The sequence below is a fragment of the Amycolatopsis sp. NPDC034160 genome, from assembly GCF_055575355.1.
This window is the reverse complement of the sequence record NZ_JBVISU010000025.1, coordinates 1-20,759: the sequence shown is the minus strand read 5'-3', so window position 1 is coordinate 20,759 and position 20,759 is coordinate 1. Positions and strand designations below refer to the sequence as shown.

General features: G+C 69.3%; 17 protein-coding genes. 5 read left to right on the top strand and 12 right to left on the bottom strand.

Going from position 1 to position 20,759, the window contains the following annotated elements; all coding sequences use genetic code 11:
• Positions 1–3: 3 nt before the first annotated feature.
• The 5 genes from ACZ54P_RS34370 to ACZ54P_RS34350 all read left to right on the top strand — a co-directional run bounded on the left by ACZ54P_RS34370 (position 4) and on the right by ACZ54P_RS34350 (position 6,612).
• Positions 4–1,623 (top strand): glucose-6-phosphate isomerase, encoded by a 1,620-nt coding sequence (locus ACZ54P_RS34370; protein ID WP_465465772.1) that lies wholly within the window; start codon positions 4–6, stop codon positions 1,621–1,623.
• Complete coding sequence (zwf, locus tag ACZ54P_RS34365; RefSeq protein WP_465465771.1) at positions 1,620–3,149, top strand: glucose-6-phosphate dehydrogenase; 1,530 nt, start codon at positions 1,620–1,622, stop codon at positions 3,147–3,149. The genes ACZ54P_RS34370 and zwf overlap by 4 nt, the downstream gene beginning before the upstream one ends.
• On the top strand, positions 3,146–4,150 hold the full coding sequence (gene opcA / locus ACZ54P_RS34360) for a glucose-6-phosphate dehydrogenase assembly protein OpcA (RefSeq protein WP_465465770.1): 1,005 nt from the start codon (positions 3,146–3,148) through the stop codon (positions 4,148–4,150). The genes zwf and opcA overlap by 4 nt, the downstream gene beginning before the upstream one ends.
• Positions 4,147–4,926, top strand: a complete 780-nt coding sequence (pgl, locus tag ACZ54P_RS34355) for a 6-phosphogluconolactonase (RefSeq protein ID WP_465465769.1) — start codon at positions 4,147–4,149, stop codon at positions 4,924–4,926. Before opcA ends, pgl begins: the two co-directional genes overlap by 4 nt.
• A 483-nt stretch (positions 4,927–5,409) precedes the next feature.
• Entirely contained in the window at positions 5,410–6,612 is a 1,203-nt protein-coding gene (locus tag ACZ54P_RS34350) for a sensor histidine kinase (protein WP_465465768.1), read from the top strand.
• A 16-nt stretch (positions 6,613–6,628) separates the two neighbouring features.
• On the opposite strand, the gene ACZ54P_RS34345 is transcribed toward ACZ54P_RS34350, so the two are convergent.
• The 12 genes from ACZ54P_RS34345 to ACZ54P_RS34290 all read right to left on the bottom strand — a co-directional run bounded on the left by ACZ54P_RS34345 (position 6,629) and on the right by ACZ54P_RS34290 (position 20,436).
• A complete protein-coding gene (locus ACZ54P_RS34345; protein WP_034311760.1) occupies positions 6,629–6,970 on the bottom strand; it encodes an RNA polymerase-binding protein RbpA in 342 nt (113 codons plus the stop codon).
• A gap of 65 nt (positions 6,971–7,035) precedes the next feature.
• Positions 7,036–7,266 carry a preprotein translocase subunit SecG gene (gene secG, locus ACZ54P_RS34340; RefSeq protein WP_465465767.1) on the bottom strand — a complete coding sequence of 77 codons (231 nt, stop codon included), beginning with the start codon at positions 7,264–7,266 and terminating at the stop codon, positions 7,036–7,038.
• A 139-nt stretch (positions 7,267–7,405) separates the two neighbouring features.
• Complete coding sequence (gene tpiA / locus ACZ54P_RS34335) at positions 7,406–8,191, bottom strand: triose-phosphate isomerase (RefSeq protein WP_465465766.1); 786 nt, start codon at positions 8,189–8,191, stop codon at positions 7,406–7,408.
• Positions 8,191–9,399 carry a phosphoglycerate kinase gene (locus ACZ54P_RS34330; protein ID WP_465465845.1) on the bottom strand — a complete coding sequence of 403 codons (1,209 nt, stop codon included), beginning with the start codon at positions 9,397–9,399 and terminating at the stop codon, positions 8,191–8,193. The genes tpiA and ACZ54P_RS34330 overlap by 1 nt, the downstream gene beginning before the upstream one ends.
• A gap of 9 nt (positions 9,400–9,408) precedes the next feature.
• Entirely contained in the window at positions 9,409–10,413 is a 1,005-nt protein-coding gene (gene gap / locus ACZ54P_RS34325) for a type I glyceraldehyde-3-phosphate dehydrogenase (protein ID WP_034311751.1), read from the bottom strand.
• 178 nt (positions 10,414–10,591) lie between these two features.
• Positions 10,592–11,779 carry a winged helix DNA-binding domain-containing protein gene (locus ACZ54P_RS34320; RefSeq protein WP_465465765.1) on the bottom strand — a complete coding sequence of 396 codons (1,188 nt, stop codon included), beginning with the start codon at positions 11,777–11,779 and terminating at the stop codon, positions 10,592–10,594.
• Between the two features lie 40 nt (positions 11,780–11,819).
• Positions 11,820–12,692: a hypothetical protein gene (locus tag ACZ54P_RS34315; protein WP_465465764.1), complete on the bottom strand. Its 873-nt coding sequence runs from the start codon at positions 12,690–12,692 to the stop codon at positions 11,820–11,822.
• Positions 12,693–12,827: 135 nt separating this feature from the next.
• On the bottom strand, positions 12,828–13,244 hold the full coding sequence (locus tag ACZ54P_RS34310) for a PIN domain-containing protein (RefSeq protein WP_465465763.1): 417 nt from the start codon (positions 13,242–13,244) through the stop codon (positions 12,828–12,830).
• Complete coding sequence (locus ACZ54P_RS34305; RefSeq protein ID WP_465465762.1) at positions 13,234–13,500, bottom strand: type II toxin-antitoxin system Phd/YefM family antitoxin; 267 nt, start codon at positions 13,498–13,500, stop codon at positions 13,234–13,236. Before ACZ54P_RS34305 ends, ACZ54P_RS34310 begins: the two co-directional genes overlap by 11 nt.
• A gap of 47 nt (positions 13,501–13,547) precedes the next feature.
• On the bottom strand, positions 13,548–18,014 hold the full coding sequence (locus tag ACZ54P_RS34300; RefSeq protein WP_465465761.1) for a hypothetical protein: 4,467 nt from the start codon (positions 18,012–18,014) through the stop codon (positions 13,548–13,550).
• Positions 18,015–18,193: 179 nt separating this feature from the next.
• The gene (locus ACZ54P_RS34295) at positions 18,194–18,934 is read right to left on the bottom strand and encodes a hypothetical protein (RefSeq protein WP_465465844.1); all 741 of its coding nucleotides are present in this window, start codon (positions 18,932–18,934) and stop codon (positions 18,194–18,196) included.
• Between the two features lie 47 nt (positions 18,935–18,981).
• The gene (locus ACZ54P_RS34290; protein ID WP_465465843.1) at positions 18,982–20,436 is read right to left on the bottom strand and encodes a hypothetical protein; all 1,455 of its coding nucleotides are present in this window, start codon (positions 20,434–20,436) and stop codon (positions 18,982–18,984) included.
• Positions 20,437–20,759: the final 323 nt, after the last annotated feature.

Here is a 20,759-nt window from a genome sequence, read left to right as displayed (position 1 = left end):
ACCATGGCAGGGGAAACGACCGGCGTCGAAATCGCCGACGCCGCCCTGGCCGGCAAAGCCGCTCCGTTCGCGGAGCGGCTTGTCGCCGACCAGGTCGCATCGAAATTGGCGTCCCAGGACGCCACACTGTGGGGTCCCGAAGCCGAGTCCGAAGCGTCGATCCGTCTCTCGTGGACGACGCTGCACAAGTCCTCGCGGCCGTTGATCGGCGAGATCGAGGCACTGCGGACCGACCTGCGCTCGGAGGGCGTCGACCGCGTCGTCCTCGCCGGCATGGGCGGTTCGTCGCTGGCACCCGAGGTGATCGCCGCGACCGAAGGGGTCGCGCTGACCGTTCTCGACACCACCGACCCCGGCCAGGTCGCCGACGCGCTCGCCGGTGATCTGGAGCGCACGGTCATCGTGGTCTCCTCCAAGTCCGGCGGCACCGTCGAAACCGACAGCCACCGGCGCATCTTCGCGAAGGCCTTCACCGACGCGGGTATCGACGCGGCCCGGCGGATCGTGGTCGTCACCGACCCCGGCTCCCCGTTCGCGGACCTGTCCGAAAAGGAGGGTTACCGCAAGGTCTTCCTCGCGGACCCGAACGTCGGCGGCCGCTACTCCGCGCTGACCGCGTTCGGTCTCGTTCCCGCCGGGCTCGCCGGCGCGGACATCGCCCGCCTGCTCGACCAGGCCGCTTCGGTCGCCGAAACCCTGGCGACCGACTCGACCGACAACCCCGCGGTGAAGCTTGCCGCGGCGTGGGCGGCCGCGCACGAGGACGGCGCGGAAAAGGTCGTCATCGCGGACACCGGTTCGGGTATCAAGGGCTTCGCCGACTGGGCGGAGCAGTTGATCGCCGAATCCACCGGCAAGCAGGGCACCGGTCTCCTGCCGGTCGCCGTCGAGGGCCCCGACTCCCCCGGTTTCGCCGACGCGAAGTCCGACGCCACCCCGGTGGCGGTCGGCCAGGCCGAAGGCGCGGCGAAGATCTCCGTCACCGGCCCGCTCGGCGCCCAGATGCTGCTGTGGGAGTTCGCCACCGCGCTCGTCGGCAGGCTGCTCGGGATCAACCCGTTCGACCAGCCCGATGTCGAGGCCGCCAAGAAAGCCGCACGCTCCCTGCTCGACAACCCGGACGCGCTCGAGGGCGGCGAAGAGCCGTCCACTGTGGACGGCGCGGTCCAGGTGTTCGGTTCGGCGGGCGTGGCCACCGACGGGAAGCTCGCGGACATCCTGCGGGCTTTCTTCGATTCCGCACCGGAAACCGGGTACATCGCGGTGCAGGCCTACCTCGACCGGCTCGACGACGCGTCGACGTCCCTCCTGCGCGGTGAGATCGCCAAGCGGACCGGACGGCAGACCACGTTCGGCTGGGGGCCGCGGTTCCTGCACTCCACCGGGCAGTACCACAAGGGCGGGCACCAGAACGGTGTCTTCCTGCAGCTCACCGGCGCCGTCGAGGCGGATCTCGACGTACCGGACCGGCCGTACACCCTCGGGGTGCTGCAGCACGCCCAGGCGCTCGGTGACGGCCAGGTGCTCGCCGAGCACGGTCGTCCGGTGCTGCGCCTGCACCTCACCGACCGGGCCGCCGGCCTGGCCGAACTGGTCCGCGCGGTACAGGAGGCAGGCGAGTGACCCGTGCCTGGAAAAACCCGCTGCGCGATCCGCGCGACAAGCGGCTGCCGCGCATCGCCGGGCCGTCCAGCCTGGTGATCTTCGGCGTCACCGGCGACCTCGCCCGCAAGAAGCTGATGCCGGCGATCTACGACCTCGCCCACCGCGGGCTGCTGCCCGCCGGGTTCTCTCTCGTGGGCTTCGCCCGCCGGGACTGGGAGCACCAGGACTTCGGCGAGCTCGTGCACGATTCGGTCAAGGAGCACGCGCGGACGCCGTTCAAGGAGTCGGTGTGGAACCGGCTCGCCGAAGGCATCCGTTTCGTCCAGGGCACCTTCGACGACGACGAGGCCTTCGACAAGCTCGCGCAGACGGTCAAGGACCTCGACGCCGAACGCGGCACCGGTGGCAACACCGCGTTCTACCTGTCGATCCCGCCGGGCGCGTTCCCGGTGGTGACCAAGCAGCTCGCCCGCTCCGGCCTCGCCGACGCGAGCGAGGAGACCTGGCGCCGCGTCGTCATCGAGAAGCCGTTCGGCCGCGACCTCAAGAGCGCCAAGGAGCTCAACGAGATCGTGAACGACGTCTTCCCCGAGGAGTCGGTGTTCCGCATCGACCACTACCTCGGCAAGGAGACGGTGCAGAACCTGCTGGCGCTGCGGTTCGCGAACCAGCTGTTCGAGCCGATCTGGAACGCCAACTACGTGGACCACGTGCAGATCACCATGGCCGAGGACATCGGTCTCGGCGGCCGCGCGGGGTACTACGACGGCATCGGCGCCGCCCGCGACGTCATCCAGAACCACCTGCTGCAGCTCCTCGCGCTCACCGCGATGGAGGAGCCGGTCTCGTTCGCGCCGCGGGCGCTGCGGGCTGAAAAGGTCAAGGTGCTTTCGGCGACGAAACCCTTGGGGCCGTTCGAAGAGACGACCGCGCGCGGGCAGTACGCGGGCGGCTGGCAGGGCGGCATGAAGGTGCCGGGTCTGTTGCAGGAAGGGGGCTTCGCGAAGGACTCGACGACCGAGACCTACGCCGCGGTGACCCTCGAGGTGCAGAACCGCCGCTGGGCGGGCGTGCCGTTCTACCTGCGGACGGGCAAGCGGCTGGGCCGCCGGGTCACCGAGATCGCCGTGGTGTTCAAGCGGGCACCGCATCTGCCGTTCGACTCGACCTCGACCGAGGAGCTGGGCCAGAACGCGCTGGTGATCCGGGTGCAGCCCGACGAGGGCATCACGCTGCGGTTCGGGTCGAAGGTGCCGGGGACCACGATGGAGGTCCGCGACGTCACCATGGACTTCGGCTACGGGCACGCGTTCACCGAGTCCTCGCCGGAGGCCTACGAACGGCTGATCCTGGACGTCCTGCTGGGCGAGCCGTCGCTGTTCCCGGTGAACGAAGAGGTCGAGCTGTCCTGGGAGATCCTGGACCCGATCCTCGACGCCTGGGCCAAGAAGGGCGCGCCCGAGCAGTACCCGCCGGGTTCGTGGGGCCCGCCGTCCGCGGACGAAATGATGGAGCGTACTGGCCGGAATTGGAGGCGTCCGTGATCATCGACCTGCCGTCGACCACGACGTCGCAGCTGAACAAGAAACTCGTCGAGATCCGCGAACAGGGCGGGCAGGTGGCGCTCGGCCGGGTGCTGACGCTCGTCATCGTGGCCGACGACGACGACAAGCTCGAAGAGGCGATCGAAGCCGCCAACGAAGCCAGCCGGGAACACCCCTCGCGGGTGATCGTGGTGGCCAAGGGCGCCCGGACCGCGGCACCGCGGATCGACGGCCAGATCCGGGTCGGCGGCGACGCCGGGGCGAGCGAAGTCATCGTCCTGCGGCTCTACGGCCCGCTGGCGGCGCAGGGGCAGAGCGCGGTCGTGCCGCTGCTGCTGCCGGACGCGCCGATCGTCACCTGGTGGCCGGGCACCGGTCCCAAGGCCCCGGCCAAGGACCCGCTCGGCGAACTGGCCCAGCGCCGGATCACCGACTCCGCGGCGGAAAAGGCGCCGATAAGAGCACTCACCACGCGGGCGAAGTCCTATGTGGAGGGTGACACGGACCTGGCGTGGACCCGGCTGACCAGCTGGCGCGCGCAGCTCGTGTCCGCCTTGGATCTTCCACCGCACGAGAAGGTCACCGGGGCGACCGTGACCGGTGAGGCCGACTCGCCGTCGACCGAGCTGCTCGCGGGCTGGCTGGCCGAGTACCTGAAGGTGCCGGTCAAGCGGGTCAAGAGCACCGGCGCCGCGGGCATCATCTCGGTGACGCTGGACCGGCGTTCCGGCCCGGTGGAACTGCACCGGCCGGACGGGCGGGTCGGCACGCTGACCCAGCCGGGCCAGCCGGCGCGGCGGATCGCCCTGCAGCGGCGGAACAACAAGGACTGCCTGATCGAGGAGCTGCGGCGGCTCGACCCGGACGAGGTCTACGAGGCTTCGCTGAACGGGCTCTCGAAGATCTCCTCCGGCACGGCCGCCAAAGCCGTCCCGGCGAAGAAGGCTCCAGCGGCGCCCAAGAAGAAGGCCGCGGTCGCCGCGCAGAAGAGCGAATCATGAGCAAGACCGAGGTCGTCGTCTACCGGAACCCGGACCTCCTGGCCGCCGCCGCGGCGGCCAGGCTGGTCACCCGGATCGTGGACGTCCAGGCGGCCAAGGGTTCGGCTTCGGTGGTGCTCACCGGCGGCGGCACCGGGATCGCGATCCTGAAGGAACTGCGCGAGTCCAGTGCCCGTGACGCCATCGACTGGTCGCGTATCGACGTCTACTGGGGCGACGAGCGCTTCGTCCCGGCGGACTCGGACGAGCGCAACGAGAAGCAGGCCCGCGAGGCTCTGCTCGACCACGTCCCGATCGACCCGAAGCGGGTGCACGCCATGGCCCCCTCGGACGGCGAGTTCGGCGACGACGTCGACGCCGCGGCCGCCGCTTACGCGGAGGTCCTGGCGGCCGACGCCCGTCCCGAGGACCACGGCGACGTGCCGTCGTTCGACATCATGCTGCTCGGCCTCGGCGGGGAGGGGCACACCGCCTCGATCTTCCCCGAAAGTCCGGCGGTGTACGAAAAGGAGCGTTCGGTCGTCGCGGTGCGCAACTGCCCGAAGCCGCCGCCGACCCGGATCTCGCTGACCCTGCCCGCGATCCGTCGCGCGCGGGACGTCTGGCTGGTCACCGGCGGCGACGCCAAGGCGGACGCCGTCGCACTGGCGTTGGCCGGTGCGGGCGAGGTCCAGATCCCGGTGGCGGGAGCACGCGGCGACCGTCGCACGCTCTGGCTGCTGGACCGGGATGCCGCTTCGAAGCTCACGAAGGTCTATCAGCCTCCGACGGCCTGACCTTTATCGCGTGTGAAGGCCCCCTTCCCTCGGTTGAGCCGAGGGAAGGGGGCCTTCACGCGCTTCCAGACACGAGCAGGCACCCGCGTGGGCCATAGTCCGTGAAGGCCTCCTTCACTACGCTGAAGGTAGTGAAGGAGGCCTTCACGGACCTTCGCGCGGCAGGGTCACCGCGCGAACACGAAACGTGACGTAGTCAACTCTTACCGACGTTCGCATCAGAGAGGGCTTGTTCGCGCGTCGGAAAGATCAACGGACCACCGAGCCCGGGTGGTCCGCTCCGCGCCTTGACCGACCGAACGTTCATGCACTTGTCCGCAGAACGGACAGTGACCGGACAGTCGCTAGCCCGACTGGGGGAAACTTACCGCCTTCGTACATCCACCCGTTAGCATCCGCACATTTGTTCGTTCCTGCGCGTCCCGATCGGGCGAAGAACACGTCTCACCATCCAAGTCCACAAGACGAGTGAGGTCGCCAGCGATGAGCACAGAGGGTCTCTCGATGCCAGGTATCTCGGTGAGCGGCTCCGGAGCGGACGCCGCCGACCGGATGCGCCGTGCCGCCGGGGTCATGTCGTTCGCCAAGATCAAACGTCCGGCGCTGGTCGCGCTGGCCGTCGACACGCTCGCGATCTTCCTGGCCGCGCTCGACGTGTGGCTGGTCATCCCCGAGAAGGCCCAGCCTTACTCCATCTACCTCTCCGGTGCCGCTTGCCTCGGCCTCGCCTTGCGCCGCAAGCTGCCGTTCCTCGCGGTGATCGCCACCGTCCCCGGTTTCCTGGCGGGCTGGTCCCAGCTCGCGGCGATGATCGCGCTCGGCTTTCTCGCCACCCGCAAGCAGATGCACTGGCAGACCTGGACCGGGTTCGCGCTCGTGTTCACCTGCCGGTTCGTCCAGTGGCCGCTGCCGGACTTCGTCGAGCTCAGCTGGCGCGAACACGTGCTGGACGGGATCTACGGCGTCATCGTCGCCGGGATGCCGGTGGCCATCGGGCTGCTCATCGGAGCGCGGACCGAGATCTCGCAGAAGCTCTCCGAACTCGCCGCCAGCCGCGATCGCGAGCGCCGCTTCCACGCCGACGCCGTCCGCGCGGAGGAACGCGCCAGGCTGGCGCGGGAGATGCACGACGTCGTTTCGCACCAGATCACGCTGATCGCGATGCAGGCCGGCGCGCTGCAGGCGCAGACGACCGACCCGCGTTCGCTCGAAACCGCGCAGGTCATCCGGAAACTGAGCACCAAAACACTCGAGGAACTGCGTTCGCTCGTGAGCGTGCTGCGCTCGGGTTCCGACGACGACGGACCGCGGCCGGGAATCAACGAACTCGACCGGCTCATCCGGGGCTCGGACGTCCCGGTGCACCTGACCGTCGAGCGAATCCCGGAACTGCTGCCCAGCCAGGTTTCCGCGGCGGCCTACCGCACCGTGCAGGAATGCCTGACCAACGTGCACAAGCACGCACCGGGCGCCACCGCGACCATCCGGATCCAGGGTGAGCACGGCTCGCTCAAGGTCGAAATACGCAATGAGCGCGCCCGGACCGCCGGTGCGGCCCTGCCCTCGGGAGGGCACGGGCTGACCGGTCTGGCCGAACGCGCTCGACTGCTGGGTGGGAGTTTCGAGACCGCCGATACCGAAGACGGCGGGTTCCGGGTGCGTGCCCGGTACCCGCTCGACCGGTGAGCGTCCGCAGCGGCGGCTAGATCTCCCGGCGCTGGCGCAACCGCTCCAGCGCCTCGGCGAGAATGGCCTCGCCGTCGGCGTCGGAACGCCGTTCCTTCACGTAAGCCAGGTGGGTCTTGTAAGGCTCGGTCCGCGGCGCGGCAGGCGGGTTCTTCTCGTCCTGCCCACCGGGGAGCCCGCAGCGCGGGCAGTCCCACTCGTCGGGAATCTCGGCGTCCATCGAGAACGAGGGCTGCGCCTCGTGCCCGTTGGCACACCAGTAGGAAATGCGGCGCCTCGGCGCCGACTCACCCCGTTCCGATTCGCCCGAAGGACCGGCACCCACACGGGTGCCTCGAATCGCGTTACCGCCAACCATGAATCCTCACACCTATAGGGATCGGCGGCGCGCCCCCCATAGGCACGCCGAAACACCTGGATCGATCAGACCTTGAGCAGGAGCCCGAGGCCGATGATGCTGATCAGCCATACCGAACCCAGCAGCACCGTGATCCGGTCGAGGTTCTTCTCGGCCACGCTGGAACCGGACAGGCTCGACTGCATACCGCCACCGAACAGCGACGACAGACCGCCACCCCGGCCCCGGTGCAGCAACACGGCCACAATCAGGAAAAAGCTGGAGGCGATCAACAGGATTTGCAGGAACAGCTTCATGTCATCCTCTGCGCTCTTGGAGAATGCAGGAAAACGGTGCGTACTGGCGGCTCTTGACCGTCAGGACACACCGTACTCCTGGACTCGTCCACTGCTGTGTGACGGACCGGATACACAGGTTACCCGGTAGGTGCCCCGATCAGGGCAGGGGCCCGCCCGCGGCGAGTGCGCAGAGTTTGGTGAACTCGTCACCATCCAGGCTCGCACCACCAACGAGGGCACCATCGATGTTCTCGCAGGCGACGAGGTCACTGATGTTGTTGGCCTTCGCCGAGCCGCCGTAGAGCACACGGACCGAGGACGCGACCTCGGCACCGTACTTCTCGGCGAGGGTGGCGCGGATGGCTCCGCACACCTCCTCGGCGTCCGACGGGGTCGCGACCTTGCCGGTCCCGATGGCCCAGACCGGCTCGTAGGCGACGACGACGTCCTTGACCTGCTCGGCCTTGAGCCCCTTCAGACCCTCGACCAGCTGGGTCGTGGTGTGGGCGATGTGCTCGCCCGCCTCGCGGACCTCGAGCTTCTCCCCCACGCACAAGATCGGCTTGATCCCGTGCTTGAGCGCGGCCTTGACCTTCTTGTTGACCAGTTCGTCGGTCTCGCCGTGGTACTCACGCCGTTCCGAGTGCCCGACGGTGACGAAGCTGCAACCCAGCTTCGCCAGCATCGGGCCCGACACGTCACCGGTGTAGGCACCGGAGTCGTGCGGCGACAGGTCCTGGGCGCCGTAGGTGAGCGACAGCTTGTCGCCGTCGGTCAGCGTCTGGACGCTGCGGATGTCGGTGAACGGCGGCAGGACCGCGACGTCGACCTTCGCGTAGTACTTCTCCGGCAGGGCGAAGGCGATCTTCTGAACCAGCGCGATGGCTTCGAGGTGGTTCTGGTTCATCTTCCAGTTGCCGGCGATGAGCGGTTTGCGCGCCACTAGTCGTTCTCTCCCAGCACAGCGACTCCGGGCAGTTCCTTGCCCTCCAGGTACTCCAGCGACGCGCCGCCGCCGGTCGAGATGTGCGAGAAACCGTCCTCGGGCAGGCCCAGCTGCCGCACGGCCGCGGCGGAGTCGCCGCCGCCGACCACGGTGAAGGCGTCGCTCTTGACGAGCGCCTCGGCCACGGCACGGGTGCCGCCGGCGAAGGACTCGAACTCGAACACGCCCATCGGTCCGTTCCAGAACACGGTCGCCGCGTCGGCCAGCTTGCCCGCGAACAGCTCACGCGACTCCGGCCCGATGTCGAGACCCATGCGGTCGGCCGGGATGGCCTTGGCGTCGACGACCTCGAACTCCGCGTCGGCCGCGAAGCCCGTCGCGGCGAGGACGTCCACCGGCAGGATCAGCTCGACGCCGCGTTTCTCCGCCTCGGCGAGGAAACCGCGGACCTGCTCCAGCTGGTCCTCCTGCAGCAGCGAGTTCCCGACCTCGTGGCCCTGGGCCTTGAGGAAGGTGTACGCCATGCCGCCGCCGATGAGCAGCCTGTCGACCTTGGTCAGCAGGTTGGCGATGACGCCCAGCTTGTCCGACACCTTCGCGCCGCCGAGAACGACGACGTACGGCCGCGCGAGGTCCTCGGTCAGCTTCTTGAGGACGTCGACCTCGGCGAGCACCAGACCACCCGCATACGCCGGAAGCGCCCGCGCGATCTCGTAGACCGAAGCCTGCTTGCGGTGCACGACACCGAAACCGTCGGAGACGAACGCGCCGCCCGGGACCAGCGCGGCCAGCTCGGCGGCCAGTTCCTGGCGCTCCGTCTCGACCTTGCTGGTTTCGCGCGCGTCGAAGCGCACGTTCTCCAGCAGGGCCACCTGACCGTCGCTCAGGCCGGCGACGGTGGCCTTGGCGGACTCGCCGACCAGGTCATCGGCCAGCGGGACGTCGACGCCGAGCAGCTCGGTGAGCTTCGCGGCGACGGGCGCGAGTGAGAACTTCGGGTCCGGCTCGCCCTTGGGACGGCCGAGGTGTGCCGTGACGACCACCTTCGCGCCCGCCTCGGCGAGCCGCTTGAGGGTCGGCAGGGCCGCGCGGACGCGGCCGTCGTCGGTGATCTTGGGCCCGTCGAGCGGGACGTTCAGGTCGGAACGTACGAGTACGTAACGACCTGAGACGTCCTCGCCCAGCAGGTCTTCGAGGTTCTTCAGCGCCATGGCTCAGGAGAGCTTGTTGCCGACGAGCTTGACGAGGTCCGCGAGGCGGTTGGAGTAGCCCCACTCGTTGTCGTACCAGCCGACGACCTTGACCTGGTTGCCGATGACCTTGGTCAGCGGCGCGTCGTAGATACAGGACGCCGGGTCGGTGACGATGTCGGCCGAAACGATCGGGTCGTCGCTGTAGCGCAGGATGCCGGCCAGGGGGCCCTCGGCGGCGGCCTTGTACGCGGCGTTGATCTCTTCGAGGGTCGCGCTCTTGGTCAGCGTGACGGTGAGGTCGGTGGCCGAACCGGTCGGGACCGGGACGCGGACCGCGTAACCGTCGAGCTTGCCGTTGAGCTCCGGCAGGACCAGGCCGATGGCCTTGGCGGCACCGGTCGAGGTCGGGACCATGCTCAGCGCGGCGGCGCGGGCGCGACGCAGGTCCTTGTGCGGAGCGTCCTGCAGGTTCTGGTCCTGCGTGTACGCGTGGATCGTGGTCATCAGGCCCTGCTCGACACCGAAGGCGTCGTTCAGCACCTTGGCCAGCGGGCCGAGGCAGTTGGTGGTGCAGGACGCGTTCGAGATGATGTTCTGCGAACCGTCGTACTTGTCGTCGTTGACGCCCAGCACCACGGTCAGGTCCTCGCCCTTGGCTGGCGCGGAGATGATGACCTTCTTGGCGCCACCGGCGAGGTGCGCCTTGGCGGCGTCACCGGTGGTGAAGAAACCGGTCGACTCGACGACGACGTCCACGCCGAGGTCGCCCCAGGGCAGGTTGGCCGGGTCGCGCTCGGCGAGGGCCTTGATCGTCTTGCCGTCGACGACGATGCCCTCGTCGCTGACGCTGACCTCGCCCGGGAAACGGCCGAGGATGGAGTCGTACTTCAGCAGGTGGGCCATGGTGGCGACGTCGCCGAGGTCGTTGAACGCGACCACCTCGATGTCGTGACCGGCGGCCTGCACGGCCCGGAAGAAGTTGCGGCCGATGCGGCCGAAGCCGTTGACACCTACGCGAACCGTCACTGCTGCCACTCCCTTGAGACTCGTCCGGGATCGCCCCGGAAAGACGTCCGTTACTCGGGCGCAACCCTAGCGTGCGCGCTCGGGCGGCCCTCTTTGCCCTGACGAGACTTCCACCACTCGGTGGGTCAGGTCAAGAATCGATTAAGACCACCGCCACCAGGAACTCTGCGGAAAACTCTCAGCTTTGTTGTGCTAGCCGTCGCTCCAGCGGCGTACGCATCCGTGGCGTGACTCGCACCTCTCCGAACCACTCGGCCAGGTGGTTCGCCTCCGCCTCGACGGCTCGTTCGACGTCCGCGCCGACGTCCTCCAGGAAGTGATGGACCACCTCGCCGTCGGGACGCTGCGCCCAGCCGCCGACGATCCGGCCGTCGGCCCAGATCGTGGGGCCGATGTTGCCGGTGCCGTCGAACAGCGGCGCCCGATGCGGGCCGAGATACCACTCGCGGTCAAGCCATCCCATCGACGTCGGGTCGAGAGAAGGGAGTAGCGCGACCCAGGGCTCAGGCTCCGGGACGGGCTCCAGGTCGTCGGTGAGCAGCACGCCGGGGACACCGTCGAGATCGACCTCGATCGGCTGAACGGCCGCGAGCGCCTTCTTGGTCTGCCCGACCGTCCAGCCCGTCCACCACCGCAGATCCGCGACCGGGGCCGGGCCGTAGGCGTAGAGCCACTTCCGGGCCAGTTCGGCTCTGGCCTCGTCGGCGTCCCACACCGCGAGGCCATGGGGAAGCCAGTCCGCCATCGTGGCCCAGTAGTACTGACTGCTGAGCCAGCTGCCGCGCGGACGCCCGCGCACGATGCGGCCGTCGACCGCGAGCTGGAAGAGGACCCGGCTGGTGACGTTGGCGATCGCCTCGTACGGCTTGCCCTTCGACATCAGGAGTTGTTGCCTCAGCCGGGGCTCGTCCTCGGACAGCTGCTGTGCCGTCGCGGAACCGCGGGCCTTCAGCGCGCGCTCTGTCGCGTCCTCGACCTCGGCCAGCCAACGTTCCGGATCGGGCACGTTCTCCGGATACCCCTGCTGACCGAGGTGCTGTTCGAGCAGGCGGCGCTGCTTCTTGGCGATGTCGGCCGAACAGGCCGCCTGGACCAGCGCCACGTTCTCGAGCCCGGCCACGAAGACCGTGCGGCGCATGCCGAGGATCCGCACCAGCGTGCGCTCTTCGTAGAGCGCGTTTTCCAGCTCCGCGACGCCGTCACCCTTGACCCGGGCCCACGCCGAGAGGTGGACCGTCGCCGGATCCGTGGCGTGCAGGGCCACGACCGCGTCCGCCGCGGCGTGCACCGACGACGCGGGCGCGGTGAGGCGATGACGCGTCGCGAGGCGGGCACGGCGCTGCGCGGTGTCGATCTTGGGGGTCACGGGATCGGTTTTATCACCGGGGTCCGACAAAACACCGCGATCAGTCCGCGTGCGGCCTGATCGCGTGCGTCGCGTCGGCGGCGCAGACGAGGACGTTGACCGACGAGGCGGCCAGCTCCCAGCCTGGCCCCTCGTCCGGCTGGTCGCAGGGGCAATCGTCGTCCCGGCTTTCCGAGCTTTCGAAGGACAGCAGGAGGTCGAGCCCGCCGCCGCAGTCCGGGCAGAACAACGGGAAGTCTTGGGAGCTGGAGGTCCCCCAGAAGTTCAGGCCGCCAAGCTTGGAGCCGACGGTCAGCGAGGGCCAGGCGTCTTCGACGTCGTCGTCGACGAAGTTCCCGCGCTCGTCGAGGAACTCCAGCGTCGCCTTGAGTTCGGCGGGCAGCTCCGACGGGTGTGGATGGTCGACGACCTCGCACGGCGCGAACGAACACGGCCGGGCGGGCAAATACTCGTAATCCTCGGTCTGGAACGGCTCGGGCGGGCTCGCGAGCAACTCGGCCACCCCGGCGGAATTCCGCCAGACCACCTGGACGCCCGGCCCCCAGTAGCCGTGGCCGTCGTGCGGGTCCGGGCAGAACAGCACCTGCAACAAATCGGTGCCGTCGGGGAAGGGCAAATTCGGGAAGTCTCGCCGGAAGAACTGTGCCACGCCCGCCAGCGGCATCACCTTCTCGCAGTCGTGCGCCGCTTCCAGCCCGGCCGTCGGCGTGTGGATCACGCCCGGCGCCGGCGCGTTCGGCGCGGTGTCGGGGCAGTGCGGCCAGGGCTCGTCCGCGGGCCACAGCAATGGTCCGCCGATGTGGCTGTCGTATGCGGTCGGCGTCCCCGCTCGGGGATGCAGGCGGACGGCTGTCCGGGTGAACGGGGTGAGGTCGGGGAACCCGTAGCCGGTTTGTGGCGGATCCGAAGGCATGACGGGGATGTTAGGGACAACGCGGCGTCTTCGGTCGTGGTTCGCCGTTTTTCCCGCCGTCCGCCGCTCAGCTCCGTTCCGGCTCGGCTTTCCGACCGACGTCTCACCGCCGCTTCGTCATGCGAACGCGTCAGGTCAGCTTCCCGGCCGAGTGACCGCAACGACGTCGAGGAGTTCCTTCAGGCCTTCGAAATCCTGCGGATTGGTGGTGTACAACGGCATCCGGTGCGCGATGGCCACGCTGGCGATCATCAGGTCGGCCACCCGGCGCCGGGGCGTCCTGCCCATCGCGAGCACGGACGCCGACACCCGGCCGAAGATCCGCGCCGCCTCGGTACCGAAGGGCAGCGGGTCGAACTCGGACTCCACCCGTTGCAACAGATCCGTGCGCCGGGCCCGTTCGGCCGGGTCGGCGGCGTAATGCGGACCCGCCGACAGTTCTGCGAGCGTGATCGCGCTGATCGACATCAGATCCGGCAGCTGGGCGTGATCGATCCTCCGCCGGAGGATGAGGATGTTCGTGTCGAGCAGGCCGTGGACCTCAGCGGCCATAGGGATCGCCCGCCTCCCCTTCGAAGGCCTCGTCGAGATCCGCGCGGAACCTGTCCGGGTCGATGAGCGGAGCGTTCGCCGAACCGGAGACGAACTGGTCACGGGAAACGGCGTGCCGCCGACACAGCGGAACCAGCTGGGCGATGGGCGAACCACTACGGGTCACGGTGAAGGTTTCACCGTGCTCGACCGCGTCCATGATCTCGCCGGAACGGTTCCGGAGATCACGCTGGGAGATCTCGTGTTGAACGCTCATGAGCGCACTATAGCGCTCATGTGCCCCAAAGTGCCACCCTGTGCCACCTAGGCGGTCTCCTCCTCCGGTTCCGGCTCTTCCGCCGGTCGCGTGAACAGCCGCGTCGCCGAGAGCCGCGCGACGCCGTCGGGATCGCCGAGTTCGTCGGTCGCGTTCCGGATGGTCGCGTCCACGGACAGGTACTTGCGCCCGGCCCGCAGGTCCGCGTCGTTGCGCAGCCGCACGATCAGCGGGAACTCGCTCAACGCGCCCGCGTCGAACAGACCGGTCGTGTAGATCAACTGGACGCCCAACGCCTCGGCCACCGCCCGCTGCAGCTCCAGCAGATATCCGGCCGACGCGCGGCCGATCGGGTTGTCGAGGAACAGCACGCCGGAGTGCCGGTTGCGCGCCTTGCCCCGGTTGTTGGCCCGCAGCGCGGCGAGCGTGCAGTACAGGATGATCGCCGCGGTCAGCTGCTGCCCGCCGGAGAACACGTCCCGGATCTCCGAGACGCGCTGGCGTTCGGTCCTCAGTACGGAGTCCGGTTTCAGCATGTCCACGCGGAAACCCTTGGGAGCGGCGGCCTGCACGCCGCGCAGTACGAGCGAAAGCCCGTCCCGCTTGACGTCCCGGCCGTCGGAGGTCTTTCCCACCGCGGCCTCGTCGACGACCTCGCCCAGTTTCTCGGCGAGCACGTTGTCTTCGAGTTCGGTGAAGCGGATCCGCAGGAACTCCTGACCCGACCAGTCGCCGAGACCGTCCGGAAGCCGCGAAACCCGTTGTGCCGCCCGGAGAGTGCGCAATGCGCCGTCGACCATGCCCTGCAGGCGGGTGATGATGCCGCCGCGGTGGCGGTCGATCTGCGCGAGATCGTCGGTGAGCGTGCGCAACCGCGGTCGCAGCGCCTCGGCCCATTCCGCGGCGTGCGCGGGCAGCTGATCGCGGCGCACTGAGATCACCTGCTGTCGCACCGGGGTGCTGAGCTTCTCGAATCGCTTGTCGGTGGCGTACTGGGCCAGCTGGTCGGCCGCGGCGCGCACCCGGCGGTCGCCGGCGTCGGCGGCGTCCTGTGCCTCGGTGAGGGCGGTGTTGAGCCGGGAGTGCTTGGTCCGCGCGGATTCGACGTCTCCCTCGAAGGCCACCGCTTTGTCCTCTTTGGACAAAAGATGTGCCATCGACTCGGCGAGGAGGCCGAATCCGGACGCGGATGTCTTCGCGGAATCCAAGGTGGCTTCGGCCGCGGCGCGGCGCTCCTGCAGTTCCTCCCATTTCCGCGCGGCGGCGGACACTTCGAGGCTCGCTTCGTCGATCAGCTCCAGGCCGTGCTCGATATCCTTCGGCCTGGCGTCGAGGGCGAGCGCGGACGGCTGTTCCGGAAGCTGGCTCAGTTCCGCCTTGCGGGTGGCGACGAGCCCGACGATCTCGGTGCGTTCCTCCTCCAGCACCGCGACGGCCCGGTTCGCCCGCGCCTGCGCGGCCGCCCGCGCCGAAGCGTCGGAACCGTCCGGCGTCTCCAGCAACGTCATGGCCCGCTCGCGGACCGCGTCGTCCAGCGCCTCGACGGCCGCCCGTGCGGACGCCTCGACGCTTTCCGCCTGCTCGAGTTCTGCCCGCAGATCGCTGCCGACCTCGACCTTCGAGTAGGCCTCGGACGCCGACGCGAAGGTGCGGCGCAACGCGTCCACCGGTTCCGCGGGCGCGGGGTCGTTTTCGGTGACATCACTCGAACCCGGGACTTCGGCCAGTTCCGACTTCGCCGTCGTCGCCGTGCGGCGGTGCCCGTCGGCGGTGCGCTGTTCCTCACCGGCCTGCTCGCGGAGCCGGGACGCCTTCGCCGCGGCTTCGGACGCCGTCGACTCGGCCCGCTCAGCGGTCTCGGTCGCGCGTTCGACGTCGTCCGTCCACTCGGGAATCTTCGCGGCGCGCGTCGCGAGCGCTTCCAGCCCCCGAGCGCGCTCCCCCGCCTCGGCCGAAGCCGTGCGCAGCTCGGGAATCCGCTCCCGCAGCCCGGTCACCTTCTCCCCGAGGCGCTGGAATTCCTTCTCCGCCTGGTCCAACGCGGTCTGCGCGGTCTCGTGCGCCGTGCGCGCGTTCTGCAGCTGCTCGGCCAGCGTCGCGATGCTGCCGGGCGGGTAGTCCTCCCGCCAGGTCTTGAGTTTCCACGACAGCGCGGCGTCTTCGGCCAGCGAAGCCGCCAGCGCTTTCAGGCGACCTTGTCGTTCCGCGTGCCGGAGCGCGATGGCCTCACGCTCGGCGTCGGCGGCTTCCTCGTCGTACATCGCAGGGTTGGGCGGAACGAGGAATTCGATACCCGACTCACCCGGCAGGCGGTCGGTCGTGGTGGCCTCGGTGGTCGCGACCGGGATGATCGTGGTGGGCAGCAAGCGCCGCTCCGCCAGCACCTTTTCGGCGAGCCGGACCTGCTCCGGTTCGTTGAGCAAGATCCCCGAAACCAGCTGAGGTGCGCGAGCCAGCACGGCCGCCCGCCGTTTTTTGTCCAAAGTGGACAGATAGCGCCAGCCCGACCACGCGTTCATCCCCGCGGCTTCCAGCGCGTCCAATGCGGCCTGGACCTCTTCGGTGGCGGGCAGGAGACCGCCGGAACCGAGCGCGTTCAGCGCGCGTTCGTCGACGGATTCCTCCATTCGCAACGCCGTCTGTTCCTTCTCCGCGGTCGCCCCTGCCTCGCGAAGACGTTCCAGCAGGACCGGCAGATCCGTTTCCAGCGCGACGTCGTCGGCGCCGAGGAGTTCGACCAGCCGGGGTTCGACGGCGAGCGCGTCGGTACGCCGGTTGGCCCGGTCCAGTTCTTCGGCGGCGCGCTCCAGCCGGTCTTGGGTGGATCCCGCGAGCCGGTGCGCGTCGTTGACGGTCGTCTGCGCGGCTCGCAGGTCCTCGGCGACCCGTTCGAGTTCCTGTTCGCGGCGGACGAGCTCGGTGGCGGTCGTCTCGGCTTCGGCTCGGGCCGCCCGTGCCGCTTCGGCGACGTCCGCCCCCGCCCTGAGTACGCCGGATCGGACTGCTTCCGCGATCTCCTCGCGGATCTCGGCGATCCGCGCGCCCAGTCCGCGAGCCTCCGCCCGGCGCGAGGCGGCAAGGTTCGCCGACTCGTCGCGTTCCGCCTGTGCCTTCTCCGCTTCGGCACGCAGGGCGCCGACATGGGCTTCGGCCTTCGCCGCCTGATCGGTCGCGTCCTTGGCCAACGCCAGCAGACCACGGGCGAGCGCGGCGGCGGCGGTGTTGCGTGCTTGCAGCGCGGGCTGCGCCTTCTGCTCGCGATTGCCGACCAGTTCCCGGAAATCGCGTGCCTTGCGGGCGGCGTTGAGATGGTTGAGGACGGTGGCGCATTCACGCCAGGCCTCGGCGGCGGTCTTGGCGTCGGCGAGTTCGCCGTCGATCCGCTTTTTGCTCTCCTGCGCCTCGTCCAGCCGCAGTTTCCCGACCAGCCGCCGGAGTTCGGTGACCCCGGCGGTGAGGCGGCGGTGGTCTCCCTCGGCCAGCTTCTCGGCGGACTTCACCTCGTCGACGTGCTGTTCGAGGCCGCTCAGCCGCTCGTTCTCCAGCTTGTCGCGAGCCGCGACCTGGCCGGCCAGCGTCCGCATCTCGGCACGGGCCACGTCGGCGAGCTTCCGCGACGCGGCGGCGACGCCCTCCTCCTCCGCCAGCGGCGTGAGCAGCTCGAGCGCGCCCGCGACGAAATCCCGCTCCGACAACAGATCCCCGCGCTGCGCGAGGTTGTGCGCGTAGGTCGCGACGACCTCTGCGAGGTCTTTCGGCTCGTCCTCCGACAGCACCGCGCGCAGCAGGAACTCGACGAACGCCTCGTCGGTGCTGAACGCGAAGGCGTCCGCCGCCTCGCCTTCACCGGCGTTCATCGCGCGCTGGTACCGGAAAAGCTCGGTGTCGAGACCGAGGCCGTCCAGCCGGGACGTCCATTCGTGGTGACGCCGGGTCCAGAACAGCTCCAGTTCCGGCTCCCCGCCGTGCACCTTGTCGAGCTGGTCGTGGAACCCCGACATCGTCAGCAGCCTGCCGTCCGCCGTCAGCGGGAGCGAGTCCAAGTCGAGTGAAGGGGTGGGACGGAAGCAATACCAGGAATCGACGAGGTTCTCCGAATCCGCCGACACCACGTGCCCGCGCCATTCCGACACCTTGCCGGTGATCACCCGGTGGCCGGTCTCCACCTGCAGCCACTCCAGCACCACATGCGAGACGTCTTTGGCGGCGACGAACTTCTCCAGCACCTTGGTGTTCGTCGTGCCGACGACCTGACGGCGGCCGGGCAGCATGACCGAGAAGATCAGCTTGATCAGGACGGACTTGCCGCCGCCGTTCTCCAGGAACAGCACACTCGCCGGGGACGGCCGCCGCGGCGGCCCCTCCCCCGCCAGATGGATCCCGGCGCTGAACAGCGCGTCCTGTTTGGGCGCGGTGATGGCCGCGCCGACGCCACTGAAGTCCAGCACGACGTCCTGGTAGCGCGCGCCCGCCGGACCGACCGAGTGCAGGCGAACCCGCGAAAGCTCGTACATCTCTTCCCCTCCCCTTATCCGAGAACCCGCGTCCGCGATCGCGTCGCCAGGGCGCTGGTTCCCATCGCCACCCATGCCGCGCTTTCCGGCGCCCTGCCGTCGCGATAGCGGGGCCTCCGGCCCGGGCGGGTTCGCATCGGCTGGTTTCCGCTCATCGCCACAGCTCCGCTCACCAGCCGTTAGAGCGTGTCCGACGCGGCAGCGCGCAGCGTCCCGCCGCCGGTGGCGACCGAGACCACGTTCAGCGCGAGCAGGTCGTCGAAGGCCGCGTCGGCGGCGAGTTCGCGGACCTGCACCTGATAACGCGGTGTGGTCCGGTAAGTCCCACCCTGCTCCCCGCTGACCTGGACCAGGAAACCCTGATCCGCGAGGAAACGCAGCGCACGCGCGACCATGCCGCGAGTGGTGTCCGACGCCAGCCTGCCGTCCTTGGTCGCCGCCGCCGCGGGACGCCGGGCGTAGGCCCGCCAAGCCTGTTCGAGCTCGGGCGCGTCGGCCAGCGGATCGTTGTTCGCCTCGGCCTCGGCCGCGCGTTCGTCGAGGATCCGGCAGGCCTCCCGCACCATCGCGTCCACCTGCTCGACGCTGACGCGGCCGATGTAGGTGTCGTTGGCGAGGTCGTCGGGGCGCGGATAACCGAGGGCGGCGGTGGCCAGGTGGATGAGCCCGTGCAGGACCTTCTCGGTCTCACGGCGCTCCCGGATCTTGCTCTGCCGCGCGTAGCTGTCCATCTTGATCTCGAAGACGGACTCGTCGGTCGCCGCGAGCACCGCGCCGGCCTGGAGGTTGACTTCGAGCACCATCAGCCCGAGCCCGGCCGCGACCGCGTGCGTGAGCTGTTTGAACGCGCTGTCCTCGCCGTAGCGCCGCACGAGGTCGCCGTAGACGACGTCCCGCGACGGCAGTTGCTTCGGGCGCATGCCGAACGAGACCAGCCGGGCCGCCGCTTCGACGTCCCCTGATGTCGTCACGCGACCTCCTCCTCTTCCTGGTCGTCACGGTCCACCCGCGCCGACGAAAGCAGCAGATCCGCTCCGCCGAACTCGGGGTCTTCGAGCAGCGTGCCGTCGTCGACGGCCAGCAGCACCTGGCGCTCCCCCAGCCGGAGCGCCGCGCCGACCTCGGGACTGTAGGCGTGCACCGCCCGCAACGCGACCAGAGCCGGCAGCCCCGGATCGATCCGGCGCGCCTCTTCCAGCAGCCCGGACAACCGTCGCGGCACCTCGGGCAGATCGAGCAGGTCATCGGCGAGGCGCCACTGCTCGTCACCGAACTTGTCGGTGACCTCGGCGGGCATCAGCTCGGGTTCGGGGATCTCGCCGACGAGCTGGTCACGGTCCGGTGCCGGCCGCAGCAACAGCGACACCAGCGAGGACAGCGACGGCACGGCCGGCGGGGAAATACCGGCACCGGCGTGGAAGAACGATTCCGCCGGTGCGACGGCGTCGGCGATCGGCAGGCCCAGCGTCGGCATCAGGAGCTGGCCGAACAGGTCGATCGTCGCGCGCTGCGGCGGTCCGGAGAACTGCTGCCGGTCCTGTTCGGCGCGGAACACCGCCCCGGCGTCGGCCAGCCGCGACTGCAGCCGGGTGTGGCGGCGGATGCAGTCGCTGACGATGTCGACGAGTTCGGCGGCGCGGCGTTTGCGGTCGGGGTCCTCGGTCTCGTCGCGGGACGCGGTGATGTTCTTGAGGATGGCGTTCTCGGCGCGGAAGCGGGACTCGATATGGGACAGCGCCTGGTCCAGCAGTTCCGGCACCTCGCGCTCCCAGTCGACCGCGCGGACGTCGCGCCGGGTGGCGTCGAGTTTGGCGCGCAGCGTCTCGCCGTACTGGACGGTGCGGTACCGGGCCTGTTCGGCGGCCAGCTTCGCGTCCGCGAGGCGGCCGCGGTTGATCAGGTTCTCCAGTTTGACCTCGGCGGCGATCTGCGCGGATTCGACGTCGGTGTCCAGCGCGCCGACGAGGACGTTGATCGCCTCGTCGGTGGCGCGCAGGTAGACCTCGCCGTCGGGCGCGGCCAGTTCGACGAGCAGTTTGAAGTCGAACTGGCGCCGCTGATAGCCGCCACCCGGGCCGATGGAGCCGTAGACGCGGCGAAATCCGCGATCGGTGGTGCCGACGTTGATCAGGTTGTCGAGCACCCAGCGGGCGACCTTCGCGTGTTCGTCCGGGGTCCGGCCGGGTGCCTGGAGCGCGACGAACGGCAGCAGCCGCACGATCACCTGTTCGTGGTCGGCGCCGGTGTCGAAGTCCATCGACACGGTGACCTGGTCGATCGTGTGCAGCGCGATCTCGGCCATCTGGTAGATCGTCGCGTCCGCCCAGTCCAGCTTCGCCTTGCGCGCGTCGAGGTCGTGCAAGGGCGCGGTGCAGGCCAGCGCCTTGAGGCGGCGGGTCAGCCCCTCGTCGGCCAGCCCCATCCCGGTCAGCTCGTCGTCTCGCACAGCAGGCCAGGCTAGTCGCCGCCCCCGACACCCCGCACGGGTGACCGGCCTCGGCCCGGCTGTGGCTCGCAGGACTGAAGAAGAGCGAGGGTCCGATGCGCCCTCGGCGTCTTTCCGGATGCCAGGCGTCCAGGGTTCCGACAGACAGCCGTTGCGACTGGGCTGGGTGGGTCGTGAGTGGCGATTCGGGTTAGAACCCGAATCGTTACTAGTCAGGTGGTTGTGGGGTTGGTTGGTAGCCAGGGGTTTCCGGTGATGGCGTCGCGGAGTGCGGTCAGGGTGTTGAGGCCGTTTTTGCG